Consider the following 13,473-nt stretch of genomic DNA (forward strand, 5'->3'; position numbering starts at 1 on the left):
GTCAAGCTAATTTTGTGCAACAAATTTCACAAAGGGACTTTTTTTATTGTTTCATTTCCTATATAATGAACATGTTAAAATAATCAAATGAAAACATCAAGCGTTTGCACTATTCACACCAAATATGCAAGCGCTGTCAAATGATAATCATCTATCGATTAAATCTAAACTAAAGGGTGGGAGCTTATGGCTGTTACAATTAAAGACGTTGCAAAAAAAGCAGATGTTGCACCTTCAACGGTTTCACGCGTCATCGCTGATAATCCGAGAATTAGTGCGACAACAAAAAAACGTGTAAGAAAAGCAATGAAAGAGTTAGGGTATCACCCCAATGTCAATGCGCGTAATTTAGCAGTACGTTCGACACAAGCGATCGGGGTCATTATGCCTTCATCTGCTGAAACAGCCCTGCAGAACCCATTCTTCCCTGAAGTTTTACGCGGGATCGGATCAGTGGCACACGAGACTGAATATTCACTATATGTATCAACAGGTGGTAATGATGAACAGCTGTTCGAGGAAGTAAAGCGCATGGTATATGGTAATCGTGTTGACGGCATGATCCTTCTTTATTCAAGAGACAATGATCCAATTATGGATTTTCTAATCCAAGAGAACTTCCCTTTTGTTGTTGTTGGAAAACCCTATCAAAATGAAAGCCAAATTACCTATGTCGATAATGATAACATTAGCGCAAGCAAAGAAATTACAAAACACTTAATTGATTTCGGACATGAGCACATCGCCTTTATTGGTGGTACAACGGACTTAGTTGTGACAAAAGATCGGTTAACAGGGTATTTAGATGCCCTTCGTGAAGAAGGTATTGAATATGTCGATGACTACGTTGTCCATGATGAATTCTTGCGTTCAAGTGGTCGTAAAGCCGTTGAACAATTGTTTTCACTTGAAAAACCGCCAACAGCTATGGTAATTGCCGATGATATGATGAGTTTAGGCGTTATTAACATGCTCGAGGAGTTTGGAGTAGATTGTCCAGAGGATGTATCGATCACAAGCTTCAACAACCTTTATTTATCAGAGATCACACGCCCACCACTGACAACAGTGGATATTCAAATTTATAAACTAGGCATTCAAAGTGCGAAATGCTTGATTGAACAATTAAAGTCAAAAGACGAACCTGCCAAGCGACTGATCGTACCTTATGCTATAAAATATCGTCATTCAACACGAAAATTAGATTAAAAAACGACAGCTCCACTAGTGAAGATTAGTAGAGCTGTCGTTTTTGTTTACCCGCGATGTTTCTTTTCAAATGCCTCAATAAATTCTGCTAATTTCTTAACACCCTCATACGGCATTGCATTATAAATACTTGCACGCATACCACCAACAGATCGGTGACCTTTGAGTGTCTCAAGTCCTTCTTCTTTTGCTTCTTTAATAAACGTCGCTTCTAACTCTTTATCGTCATCAACACTAACGAATGGCACATTCATCCAAGAACGATCCTCTTTTTCAACCGTTGTTTTAAAAAGTGCTGATTGTTCTATGGTTTGATAGAGCAATTCTGCTTTTTGTTGATTCCGTTTTTCCATCTCATAAAGTCCTCCGACTTCATCACGTAGCCACTCAAACACTAGCTTCGCCATATAAATCGAGAATGCTGGTGGTGTATTATAAACGGATTTTTTCTCAGCATGAATCTTGTAATCAAGCATTGTTGGCACCCAATCCGGTGCATGCCCGATTAAGTCATCTCTCACGATCACTAACGTTAAACCAGCTGGACCAATATTCTTTTGAGCACCTGCATAAATGAGCCCAAATTGACTGACATCCATCGGCCGCGATAGAATATTTGAAGACATGTCTGCCACAATTGGAACGTCCCCTGTGTCAGGAATGTCGTGAAAGGTTGTACCCTCAATTGTATTATTTGTCGTAATATGAACATAATCCGCTTCAGGGTCAACTTGATCCTTTGTAATCTTAGGAATATGGGATAAGACTTCCCCTTCTGAATCCCCAATCAATCTAATATCGCCATATTTTTGCGCCTCTTGATACGCTTTTTGAGACCATGAACCTGTAATAACATAATCCGCTTTTTTACTACCCGTTAGTAAGTTCATCGGAGCCATCGCAAATTGTGTCGATGCCCCACCTTGGAGGAATAAAACTTTGTAATTGTCTGGAATCTCCATTAATTCTCTGATCAATGCTTCCGCGTCATCCATAATCTCTGAAAATAAACCAGATCGGTGACTAAGTTCCATTACAGACATACCAGAATTCTTGTAATTCACTAATTCTTCTTGCGCTTTTTTTAATACGTCTTTCGGTAAAGCCGAAGGACCTGCTGAAAAATTATACACTGTCGTCATCTGTTTTCCTCACCCATTCTCTTTTAAGTATTGCGATTATTTTAACAATATTCAAACAATTATTCAATATAGATCGCTGAATTATCAGAAAAATTGTGAAAAAATGAACATTTGCACTTTCACAACCAGATGATATGATAAAATCAAAAAGAAATAAAGGGGACTTTTTATGCATACTGTCGTTTTTGACGTTGATGATACATTGTACGACCAACAACGTCCATTTAAGCAAGCTTTTAAACGTGTTTTATCCACTCAATTTACCGATCAACAACTCGCACAACTTTACATAGCCAGTCGCAAATATAGTGACCAAGTGTTTGAAAAAGAACAACGCGGTGAAATCTCAACGTTAGATCTGCAAATTTATCGCATTCAACAAGCAACAAAAGATTTTAATTTTGATATTACAGAACAACAAGCAATTGAATTCCAAGACGCCTATTTAGAGGAACAAAAACAAATCACGTTATTTCCCGAAATGAAAGACGTATTGGATATTTTAAAAGAGCGCGGTATACAGATGGCCGTTTTGACCAATGGGAATACAGAGCATCAACAAATGAAAATAGATCAGTTAAATTTAACTAACTGGATCAAAGAAGAGCATTGTTTTATCTCTGGTTCAATTGGCGCAGCTAAGCCTGAGCTTACACCTTTTCAGCATATTGAAAATCGCTTGACGATTGATCGAGATTCAACTTGGTATATCGGTGACTCCTTTGAGAATGATGTATTAGGCGCTAAAGGAGCTGGATGGCGTGTGATTTGGTTTAACCATCGAAAAAGACAAGCACCGAAGCGAGACGTGTTCCCGGATCAAATAATAGAAGAAACAAAAGACTTAGTCCCTTTTTTTACAGCAAACCTCCTCACTGATTCATGAGGAGGTTTTAATAAGGCACTATCTCTTTTTTCTTCCGAAATAAACCAGGCCGAAGATTAAAAAGAAAAGAGTGACAATCGTTGAGAGAACCAATATAGCCACCGGACCAAATTCATAAATTAATGGCAGTGAACCGGCTGTGAATAACCCACCACCAACAAGTGGCTCAAATAATAATTGTTTATAACCAAAGCCTTCTAAAGCTGGTGATTCTGTGTAAGGATCTGCGATTTTCATTAATAACAGCCCCGTCGCTGTCATCCCCATCGCTTGCCCCATATCTCCAATCCCACGTTCAAACCAAAACTGTGGAATCATGCGAGGTGCAATGACTAAAAAGGCAAATACATTCCACACGATCGCTACAGCAGCTATTAATAGAAAAGGCACAATATTATCACCTATAATCGATAAGGCAAGTGTCCCTAATGCACTAACTATTAAAACATCAAGCGCAAACCCAGAGATTCGATTAATCAACTCACGATCGATATAATGATCAATCCCAATTCGACTAAAGACAATTTGTATGACCATCCCACCCATCATCGCAAGTGGAAAGAGCGGGACGTATGGGAATAAATGTGTACCTGTCCAAGCACCCCAAGTCCACGCTTCTAATAAAATCAAACCTTCTAGTAAAAGAGCCCCTAGACCAATTGCCGCTCCAACAATGGCTAAGTGAAACGCTAGTGGTTCAAGAGATGATGTATGTCTTGTCTTTTTAGGGGTCTCTCGATCATCAAATTCACCTAACTTCGCTTTTTCATTTTCGGTTAATTCATTTCGCTTCCCTACAAACTTCGCGCGATTCGTCCGTGCACCCCAATTGATTAAAATAATCCCGATGATTACACCTGATACAATCCCAATTGTTGCAAGACCAACAGCTAAATCCGCACCTTCTGCAAAACCTAATTCCTCAAATGTCGAGGACAAGCCAGCAGCTGTACCGTGACCACCAACAAAACTAATTTCTATTAAAGCACCTGATAATGGACTTAAATCAAAGACTGGCACTAAAACAAAGATCGCTAACAACAACCCTAATACATACTGCCCCCAAGAAACCGTCTGTCCCATCACAACTTGCGGGCCTGCTATTAACCAAATCTCTTTCAAATTCGGAACAACTTTACCTAAAAATAATGCAGCAAATATAATATTAATAAAGAGTCCAGGTAACGTATCCCAAACAGCTAATACGTTCTCAGGAATGAGACCGTTCGACAAAAATGTATCATTCTGCATAAGTTGCCCAAGTACTTCTGGCCCGACAAGTAAGGCGACAAACCCAGCAATGATCGAGCTTGGTAAATATAAATCGCGTAACCATTTGAACTGAACACGCAACCATTTACCGATCAATAAAAACAAACCTAAAACGATAAAACTTAAACCGATCATTTCAGCCGTCACCACGATAACCTCCTTCTGTCCTAGTTATCGTATAGCCTCAAGAAAAGCTTACTAAACGTTACATTTAATCAATCGGTTCCTTAATTACTACGAACCACCCTTTCCCTTTATACTGGTTATATCCTTTTGTTAAACAATAGGCATAAAGATGACGATCTTCTATTAAATGACCCTGCTGCTTCCCTTCATTTAAGACAGCCTTTACAGCTGTCCAATCATTAACATCTTTTTTTAACGTATCTTGCGGATTTGATCCGGCAATGACTACCCCTTTTTGATTCACTAAATACAAGTCACTCTCATCACTCAACTTGACATCATCTAAAATATCGTAAATAAATGACCAATTAAATCGTGTTGTAAATACACCGATGACTTCACCATTTGAGCGGATTGGAGCTGAATAACTCATCGTATGGCCTTGAACCACTTTAGAATAGTACATATCTGTCACATAAACATCATTGTCTTGAATCGTATTTTGGAACCATTCTCGATTTGCCATCGATTCCATTTCTTGATTCGGATGCTCACAAGAAACCACAATATTTCCCTCACAATCAATGATCAAAAGGTCGTGATACACTTCATATATATGGTGAATGTTTTTTAACAAATCACGCGCCGCTTGCTTCGTTTCAGGAGTTGTCTTATTTAATACATCTTTTACCGCGTCAAAAGTCGCCCAAGCTTGAACATCACAGTTACGCTCGAATAAATTGCGGTCAATTTTATCAATCGTATCAAATGCTACATCTTCTGTTCTTAGCGCCATAATCGCATTGGCTTTGTCTTGGATTTGATCGATAATGTCACCACTTTTTTGACTCACTTTAAAACTATCACTTGAGAACGTTTTAATCTCATCAGCCACAACTTTAAACCCTTTACCCGCTTCTCCTGCACGAGCCGCTTCGATTCCTGAATTAAGCGCGAGTATATTCGATTTTCTTGAGATATTTTCCAACTCACTCATGACACGTTGCATCGTTTCATTATCCTGTTTTAACCCGACCATTAATTGAGAAATTGAGTTTTGTTTTTCTTGCAAGCTAACTACCATTTAATGACACCTTCCTACTTTTTTACTAGTAAGTGTACCATTGAACAATCTATAAAATCGATATAGATTCGCTATCAATTCCATACCAAAATGTGATCCAACAGGCAACTCACCGGAAAGGTCAACCTAATCAAATTTGAATCTATGTCACTTCCGTTATGTTACGGAAAAAGTGCAAGTGGTGATGTAAGCGGTTTTAAAATACACTATGGTTATAAGAAAAACACATAATAAAGGAGGAAAAAACATGAAGAAAATTTTACTTGCTTGTTCAGCTGGTATGTCAACAAGTTTACTCGTAACACGTATGCAAGAAGAGGCTGAAAGTCGTGGTCTTGAGGCTGAGATTTGGGCTGTTGCTCAAGACAAAGCACCAGAAGACATGAAAAAAGCCGACGTATTACTGATCGGTCCACAAATGCGTTTTATGAAAAAGAAGTTTTCTAAAGTCGCAGACGAGGTTGGCATCCCTCTTGATTCGATTGACCCTGTTGCTTATGGTCGTGTCGATGGAAAAGCTGTACTCGATAAAGCATTAGAACTTATTGATGGTTAATTTATTTTAAAGGAGGAATTCATATGAATAAGTTTATGGATATGTTAGAAAATGTATTAATGCCTGTTGCCGATAAGCTTAATAACAACCGTTATTTAACCGCACTGCGTAACGGGTTTATGGTTGCATTACCACTCATTATTTTCGGATCGATGTTTGTCGTTATTGCAAACTTACCGTTTCTGGATGAATTAATTGGTGAAGAAGCCTTTGCAACTTATCAAGATCTATTAGGGCCAGCGTCCGCTTCAACCTTAAGTATTATGGGGCTCTTTGTTATAATGGGAATTGGTTATAAAATGGTTGAGCAACGTGGTGGTGAATCCGTTTATGGCGCTGCTGTTGCAGTTGCTTCATTTTTAATCTTAACCCCACAAGTTGTTGAAGATACAGCAGGTGGTATTCCTACGAATGTATTAGGTGCAGAGGGTATGTTCTTAGGGATTTTCACAGCCTTTTTCGCTGCAGAGATTTATCAAGCATTTGTCAAACGAGATTTAACGATCAAAATGCCTGCAGGTGTTCCTGATGCAGTATCTCGTTCATTTAGTGCACTTATTCCTATTGCTTTAACGTTAACGATCTTTTTAGTTGTCCGTATTATCTTTGGGTTTACACCGTTTGAAACGGTTCAAGAATTTATTTATACAATCATCCAAGAGCCACTAACAGCACTTGGTAGTGGATTACCTGCAACACTTATTGCGGTATTATTAATCCAAGTCTTCTGGTTCTTTGGTCTACACGGTCAAATTATTGTTAACTCTGTTTTTGATCCAATCTGGTATGCATTGAACGATCAAAACTTATCAGCTTACCAAGCTGGTGAAGAATTACCTAACATTGTGACAAAACAATTTATTGATACCTTTATCGTTGGTATCGGTGGTTCAGGTATGACACTCGCTGTCTTAATTGCCATTCTTCTCGTTGCGAAAAGTCGTCAACTTAAAGAAATTGGTAAAATCGCTACACCTCCTGGTATTTTCAATGTGAATGAGCCGGTTATATTCGGTTTACCAATTATTATGAACCCACTTGTTATCATTCCGTGGTTACTTGCACCGGTTGTTGTTGCATTTGTCACGTACATGTTTATGAGTGTTGGGATCGTACCACGGCCGGCCGGTATTATTGTACCATGGACAACACCCGTCTTATTAAGTGGTTACATGGCTACAGGTAACCAAATCATGGGTGCTGTAATGCAGCTTATTAACATGGCGATTGTCTTTATCATTTGGTTACCATTCCTTAAAGTGATGGATCGCCAGTATTATGACAATGAACAAAGTGAAAAATAATCTAAATAGAACGTTTACGCATTTCTCGAGTCCTTGAGAAATGCGTAAACCATTTTAATTGTTGAGGGGGAATTTCGATGGAACAATCAATCACAGAAATTGCTTTCCAAATTATTCTTTATGCTGGGAATGGAAAATCAAGTGCCATGGAAGCAATTCAGGAAGCTAAAGAAGGTAATTTTGAAGAAGCAGAAAAGAAAATAGCAGAATCAAGTGAAGAATTAGGGAAGGCTCACAAATATCAAACAGAGCTGTTGCAACAAGAAGCAAGAGGCGATGGTGAGTCTGTCAATATTATCTTAGTTCATTCACAAGATCATTTAATGACATCAATGACTGTACGTGATTTAGCAACTGAAATTGTTGAAATCTATCGTTTGAAATAAGGAGGAGACACATGACACTTCATTATTCATTTCCTAAAGATTTTTGGTGGGGCAGCGCTGCTTCTGCAACACAAACTGAAGGCGCAACGAACAAGAAAAGTAAAACAATCTGGGATCATTGGTACGAAACTGAACCTAATCGATTCTTTGAAGGCGTCGGACCAGAGGTTACATCTGACTTTTACAACCGTTACAAAGAAGATATTAAAAACATGAAAGCCATTGGACACAATACCTTTAGAATGTCAATTTCTTGGGCACGTCTTATTCCAAACGGTGTTGGAAAAGTCGACCAAGACGCTGTGAACTTTTACAATGACGTCATTGATGAATTAATTAAACATGATATTGAACCTTTTGTGAATCTCTTTCACTTTGACATGCCACTCGCCTTGCAAGAAAAAGGGGGATGGGAAAATCGTGAAGTGATCGACGCTTTTGTCGACTATGCGGAAAAAGCCTTTGACTTATTCGGCGATCGTGTGAAAACGTGGTTTACGTTTAACGAACCGATTGTACCTGTTGAAGGTGGCTATTTATACGATTTTCATTACCCGAATATCGTTGATGCTAAAAAAGCGATACAAGTCGCTTATCACACGATGATTGCTCACGCAAAGGCTGTCGAACTTTATCACGCGCGTTTTGACGGCAAAATCGGTATCGTTTTAAACTTAACGCCTTCTTATCCGAGAAGCCAAAATCCAAAAGACCTTAAGGCATCACATATTTGTGATTTATTCTTTAACCGAAGTTTCTTAGACCCAGCGGTTAAGGGTGAATATCCAGAAGATCTTATTCAATTACTAAGTGAATACGACCATCTTCCAACAACAGAAAAAGGCGATGCTGAACTTCTTAAAAACAACACCGTTGACTTATTAGGTGTTAATTATTATCAACCGAGACGTGTTAAGGCAAAAGATTATTTACCAAATCCAAATAGTCCATTTATGCCCGACTGGTTCTTCGATAATTATGAAATGCCTGGACGTAAGATGAATCCTTATCGTGGGTGGGAAATTTACGAAAAAGGTATCTACGATATCATGATCAATCTTAAAGAGAATTACGGAAATATTGAATCCTTTATTTCTGAGAATGGAATGGGTGTTCAAAATGAAGAACGCTTCATTGAAAACGGACGCATTGAAGATGATTACCGAATTGATTTCATTAAAGAACACTTAAAATGGTTACACAAAGCGATTCAAGAAGGGTGTCAAGTTAAAGGGTATCACCTTTGGACATTTATGGACAACTGGTCTTGGATGAACGCTTATAAAAATCGTTATGGGTTCTTCTCAGTCAACCTCGAAACGCAAGAACGTACAGCTAAAAAGAGCGCATCGTGGTTTAAAGACGTTTCTGAACAAAATGGATTTAATGACTGATACAAAACCTTTTAGCTTTGTCTTATAATAAAAGCGTAGCCACCTCGTGCTGCGCTTTTCTAATAGTAATTCACCCAAGTCCTGTCCACTTGTTCAAGTAAGGACTTTTTGAAGGGGATGATAAGTTGAACAATCGAATGATTACGATATTGCGTGAGCTAATGGCCTCCTATTCACCACTCACAGGGGATTATTTGGCCAACATTTTAAATGTCAGTTCAAGAACCATTCGAGAAGATATAAAAACCCTAGATTATTCTCTTCAGTCTAACGGCGCAACGATTAAATCCACTCGAGGCACTGGTTACCAATTAGAAATTGAGGATGACCATGCTTTTCGCTCTTATTTAAATCAATTGATTAAAGATGAAACAAACGACAAACAATTGGTCGACTCACCAGACGCACGAGTGAACTATTTAATCAAACGATTCCTACTTGCTGAAGATTATTTAAAACTAGATGATTTGTGCGAAGAAATGCATATTAGTAAATCGACGATCCAAAGTGATTTAAGACAGGTTAGACAAGCGCTTAAAAAGCATGACCTATCGTTGGACACGCGTCCGAATTACGGAATGAAAGCAAAAGGATCTGAAGTTAGATTCCGCTTTGCGCTATCAGAATTTGTTTTCGACCGGAGTGAATCGTCTTCTACATCGATATGGAAAGAACAATTAAAGACTTTAGCCGACCACGATGAAGACAAACTAGAAGCCGTATCAGATGCGATTATGAAACAAATCCGAAATCATAATATTTCTCTATCCGATATTGCGATCAATAATTTATTCATTCATATCGTCATCGCTTATAAACGAATTAAAAGTGGTCATCATGTTTCCATGATTAAACAAGAATTAAACGATATTACAAATGAAAAGGAATATCATGTCGCACGTAAAATAGTCGAAGAGGCAGAAGACATTCTGAATGTGAAATTTCCATTTGTAGAAGTAGCTTATATAACGATTCATTTGCTAGGTACTCGTATGGTCTCACAAACAAATATGGATCACACGGATATAGAAAATGTTTTAGAACCTCATATCCAGAAATTGACGGTTGCTATTTTAGATGAGATTGAAAATCGAATGAGTTTAGGTATTCGACATGATCAAGAATTATTTTTAGGACTTGGTCTTCATTTAAAACCATCCATCAACCGCTATAAATATGGCATGAATATACGTAACCCCATGCTAAATGATATTAAGGTTAATTACCCACTTGCTTTTGAATCAGCAGTCATTGCTGGCATTGTCATTGAAGGTGAAATTGATGTCTCAATTGACGAAAATGAAATTGGCTATCTAGCCCTTCATATCGGCGCGGCCATTGAACGTAAAAAAGCACAAGATCAACCCATTCGTTGCTATATTGTATGTGCATCTGGACTTGGCAGTGCCCAATTGATTAAATATAAAATTAAAGCTGTATTTGGATCCCAAGTTGATATACTCGGTACAACTGAGTATTACAAGATTCAGCAAATACCGTTTCATCAAACAGATGTCATTATTAGTTCAGTACCCATAAAAGATTCCTTACCGATCCCTGTGATCGAGGTCAATACAATCCTTGGTGAACCTGACATTAACCGAATCAGAGCATTTGTAGATGAGGATAACACGAATCTATTAGAATATATTAGACGTGATTTTATTTATTTAAATCAAGGTCTCTCAACTAAAGAAGAAGCGTTAACCTTTCTTGTTGATCAATTAAATAAAACAATCGATCTACCTAAAGATTATCTCGATTTAATCTTTGAACGTGAAGCCATTGCACCAACAGCTTATGGAAATTCAGTGGCTATTCCGCACCCAGTGACAGCACAAACGGATCAAACTTTTTTAACCATTTGTACATTAAAAAAACCAATTGAGTGGACAAATCAATCTGTTCAATTCATCTGTTTGTTGAATGTCGCCAAAAATAGTCAAGAGGATCTGCAAGATATGTACCAAATGCTAATCAAATTGATCGAACAACCTAAGTTTATTCAAAAGCTGATACAGTGCCAAGACCGTGATCAATTTCTACAAACTTTAATGACTTATCAGCCTTAAGCTAACCGAGCGTTTTCTCATCTTTTGAGTGAACGCTTTTCTTTTACCCAAAAGCAATTGATTCCGTTAGAATAAACTGCTACACTTTATTCTAATTGTGATCTTAACAAAGGAGCTACTCAATATGTATGCCATTGGAATTGATATTGGCGGTACAAAAGTCGCCATTGCACTTGTTAATGAAGAAGGAACGATTCTTGCACAAGAAAAGTTATTAACCGATCAAACGATCCCACCAAAGGACATGATTGATCAAATAATAAACACAACAAAGTCAATACTTGAGACGCAACAGATCTCAGTTCAATCATTAGCTGGAATCGGCATCGGGGCACCAGGTCCAATCGATACCCAAAAGGGAGAAATTAGTCGTCCACCAAATTTAAAAGATTGGGTTAATATCCCTGTTGTTGAGATGATGGAGCAAGCCTTTAATGTCCCTGTTGCATTTGAAAATGACGCAACAGCCGCCGCTTTGGCCGAAAAATGGCTCGGTGCTGCAAAAGTCTGTGATGATTTCATCTATGTAACCATTAGCACAGGGATTGGAGCTGGCATCTATGCCAACTCTAAGTTATTAACAGGCCGAAAGGGAAATGCCGGTGATATTGGCCATACAGTAGTTAATCCATCATTTGGAACGTGTGCATGTGGACAGATGGGGTGTATCGAACATATCGCATCTGGCACCGCCATTAGCAAAAAAGGGTCAGAGCTTTTAAATCAATCACTATCAACAGCGGATGTTTTTGAACGCTTCAACCAAAAGGATCCGATAATAACCCCTTATATGGATGATGTTTTACGTGCTCTAGGCGCTATGTGCGTCTCATTAATTAATACATTTGAGCCTGAGAGGATTATTTTCGGGGGTGGTGTTTCCAAAGTAGGTGCTCCCCTTCTTGATCCGATTCGTGATTATATTCGTCAATATGCACTTAACCCAGACAACCGAGCAACACCGATCCAGGTAGCCACGTTAGATCAAAATGCAGGTGTGATTGGAGCTGCAGCGCTCATTTTACACAAACCTGAAATGAGTAAAACAACCTAAAAGGAGGACATACACATGTCACAACCATTATTTCTTAAGCCCGCTTTTCAAAATCGTATATGGGGTGGAACGAAATTAAAACGCTTATTTCATTACACGATACCAACAGACACAACAGGTGAAGCATGGGTGATTTCTGCACATCCAAATGGACCAAGTTACATACAAAACGGCCCTCTAGCAGGTCAGTCTTTAAAAGATGCATGGGAAACGCATCCTGAATTATTTAATCAACAATCAACGGAAAATAAGGCCTATCCATTGCTTGTTAAATTGCTTGATGCAAACAAAGATTTATCAGTGCAAGTTCACCCTGATGATAAGTACGCACAACAAATAGAAGGAGAACCATACGGAAAAACAGAATGCTGGTACGTCGTTCAAGCTGAAGAAGGGGCTGAAATTGTCTTCGGTCATCACGCACAATCACAAGAAGAATTTGAACAAATGGCTAAAAGCGGGCAGTGGAACGACTTACTAAGACGCATTCCTGTTAAAGCGGGCGACTTTGTATACGTACCAAGTGGAACGATTCATGCAATTGGCGAAGGTATTGTCATTCTTGAAACACAACAAAGCTCGGATATCACATATCGCGTGTATGATTACGACCGAACAGACGAACAAGGAAACACTCGAGAGCTCCACCTTGATTCATCGATTAAGGTCACGACAGCACCTCATAAAGACCCTAAATTAAACCAAGTTGAAAACGTGATCGACGGCTTAACTGAAAAGCGACTCGTTCAAGAAAACTATTTCACGGTTTACCATTGGCAATTGTCAGGTGAAGCTACATTAAAAAGAGATCCTGACTTTGTACAGATTAGTGTGATCGATGGAAAAGGTGAAGTCATAGTCGATAATGAAAAAACGGTCATTCAAAAAGGGGATCATTTTATTATCACAGCTGATATCGATCAGTACACACTTTCTGGTCAACTAGAGATGATCGCTTCACATTCATAATACTAAAAACAATCGCACA

Annotated in this window: 12 protein-coding genes; 9 read left to right on the forward strand and 3 right to left on the reverse strand. The window is 38.5% G+C overall.

The genetic code is table 11. From position 1 onward, the window contains the following. Window positions 1–186 precede the first annotated feature (186 nt). Complete coding sequence (locus tag BLR62_RS01210) at window positions 187–1,209, forward strand: LacI family DNA-binding transcriptional regulator (protein ID WP_090792084.1); 1,023 nt, start codon at window positions 187–189, stop codon at window positions 1,207–1,209. 47 nt (window positions 1,210–1,256) lie between these two features. Here the strand turns inward: BLR62_RS01210 and serC are convergent, their stop codons facing one another. Beyond that, window positions 1,257–2,351 carry a 3-phosphoserine/phosphohydroxythreonine transaminase gene (serC, locus tag BLR62_RS01215; protein WP_090792087.1) on the reverse strand — a complete coding sequence of 365 codons (1,095 nt, stop codon included), beginning with the start codon at window positions 2,349–2,351 and terminating at the stop codon, window positions 1,257–1,259. Window positions 2,352–2,520: 169 nt separating this feature from the next. Between serC and BLR62_RS01220 the strand changes: the two genes are divergently transcribed. After that, on the forward strand, window positions 2,521–3,237 hold the full coding sequence (locus BLR62_RS01220; protein ID WP_090792089.1) for an HAD family hydrolase: 717 nt from the start codon (window positions 2,521–2,523) through the stop codon (window positions 3,235–3,237). An 18-nt stretch (window positions 3,238–3,255) separates the two neighbouring features. On the opposite strand, the gene BLR62_RS01225 is transcribed toward BLR62_RS01220, so the two are convergent. Both BLR62_RS01225 and BLR62_RS01230 read right to left on the reverse strand, forming a co-directional pair. Then, entirely contained in the window at window positions 3,256–4,656 is a 1,401-nt protein-coding gene (locus BLR62_RS01225) for a sodium/glutamate symporter (protein ID WP_090792092.1), read from the reverse strand. Between the two features lie 64 nt (window positions 4,657–4,720). After that, window positions 4,721–5,719: a cache domain-containing protein gene (locus BLR62_RS01230; protein WP_090792095.1), complete on the reverse strand. Its 999-nt coding sequence runs from the start codon at window positions 5,717–5,719 to the stop codon at window positions 4,721–4,723. A gap of 208 nt (window positions 5,720–5,927) precedes the next feature. On the opposite strand from BLR62_RS01230, the gene BLR62_RS01235 reads away from it, so the two are divergent. The 7 genes from BLR62_RS01235 to manA all read left to right on the forward strand — a co-directional run bounded on the left by BLR62_RS01235 (window position 5,928) and on the right by manA (window position 13,454). After that, window positions 5,928–6,275, forward strand: coding sequence for a PTS sugar transporter subunit IIB (locus BLR62_RS01235; protein ID WP_143008335.1), 348 nt, complete (start codon window positions 5,928–5,930; stop codon window positions 6,273–6,275). A 23-nt stretch (window positions 6,276–6,298) separates the two neighbouring features. After that, window positions 6,299–7,579: a PTS cellobiose transporter subunit IIC gene (celB, locus tag BLR62_RS01240; protein WP_090792100.1), complete on the forward strand. Its 1,281-nt coding sequence runs from the start codon at window positions 6,299–6,301 to the stop codon at window positions 7,577–7,579. Between the two features lie 77 nt (window positions 7,580–7,656). Continuing rightward, window positions 7,657–7,965 (forward strand): PTS sugar transporter subunit IIA, encoded by a 309-nt coding sequence (locus BLR62_RS01245; RefSeq protein ID WP_090792103.1) that lies wholly within the window; start codon window positions 7,657–7,659, stop codon window positions 7,963–7,965. An 11-nt stretch (window positions 7,966–7,976) separates the two neighbouring features. Further along, window positions 7,977–9,359 (forward strand): glycoside hydrolase family 1 protein, encoded by a 1,383-nt coding sequence (locus BLR62_RS01250; protein ID WP_090792107.1) that lies wholly within the window; start codon window positions 7,977–7,979, stop codon window positions 9,357–9,359. A gap of 137 nt (window positions 9,360–9,496) precedes the next feature. Then, window positions 9,497–11,431 (forward strand): BglG family transcription antiterminator, encoded by a 1,935-nt coding sequence (locus tag BLR62_RS01255; protein WP_245719365.1) that lies wholly within the window; start codon window positions 9,497–9,499, stop codon window positions 11,429–11,431. Between the two features lie 124 nt (window positions 11,432–11,555). After that, the gene (locus BLR62_RS01260; protein WP_090792113.1) at window positions 11,556–12,485 is read left to right on the forward strand and encodes an ROK family protein; all 930 of its coding nucleotides are present in this window, start codon (window positions 11,556–11,558) and stop codon (window positions 12,483–12,485) included. A 15-nt stretch (window positions 12,486–12,500) separates the two neighbouring features. Beyond that, window positions 12,501–13,454, forward strand: a complete 954-nt coding sequence (manA, locus tag BLR62_RS01265; protein WP_090792115.1) for a mannose-6-phosphate isomerase, class I — start codon at window positions 12,501–12,503, stop codon at window positions 13,452–13,454. Window positions 13,455–13,473 lie beyond the last annotated feature (19 nt).

It is taken from the genome of Pelagirhabdus alkalitolerans, assembly GCF_900096905.1.
Taxonomy (GTDB): domain Bacteria; phylum Bacillota; class Bacilli; order Bacillales; family Amphibacillaceae; genus Pelagirhabdus; species Pelagirhabdus alkalitolerans.

Excerpts from the sequence above, each read along its gene's own strand:
- BLR62_RS01210 (WP_090792084.1), top strand. The coding sequence starts at position 187 with ATGGCTGTTACAATTAAAGACGTTGCAAAAAAAGCAGATGTTGCACCT.
- serC (WP_090792087.1), bottom strand. The coding sequence starts at position 2,351 with ATGACGACAGTGTATAATTTTTCAGCAGGTCCTTCGGCTTTACCGAAA.
- BLR62_RS01220 (WP_090792089.1), top strand. The coding sequence starts at position 2,521 with ATGCATACTGTCGTTTTTGACGTTGATGATACATTGTACGACCAACAA.
- BLR62_RS01230 (WP_090792095.1), bottom strand. The coding sequence starts at position 5,719 with ATGGTAGTTAGCTTGCAAGAAAAACAAAACTCAATTTCTCAATTAATG.
- BLR62_RS01235 (WP_143008335.1), top strand. The coding sequence starts at position 5,928 with ATGGTTATAAGAAAAACACATAATAAAGGAGGAAAAAACATGAAGAAA.
- celB (WP_090792100.1), top strand. The coding sequence starts at position 6,299 with ATGAATAAGTTTATGGATATGTTAGAAAATGTATTAATGCCTGTTGCC.
- BLR62_RS01245 (WP_090792103.1), top strand. The coding sequence starts at position 7,657 with ATGGAACAATCAATCACAGAAATTGCTTTCCAAATTATTCTTTATGCT.
- BLR62_RS01250 (WP_090792107.1), top strand. The coding sequence starts at position 7,977 with ATGACACTTCATTATTCATTTCCTAAAGATTTTTGGTGGGGCAGCGCT.
- BLR62_RS01255 (WP_245719365.1), top strand. The coding sequence starts at position 9,497 with ATGATTACGATATTGCGTGAGCTAATGGCCTCCTATTCACCACTCACA.
- BLR62_RS01260 (WP_090792113.1), top strand. The coding sequence starts at position 11,556 with ATGTATGCCATTGGAATTGATATTGGCGGTACAAAAGTCGCCATTGCA.
- manA (WP_090792115.1), top strand. The coding sequence starts at position 12,501 with ATGTCACAACCATTATTTCTTAAGCCCGCTTTTCAAAATCGTATATGG.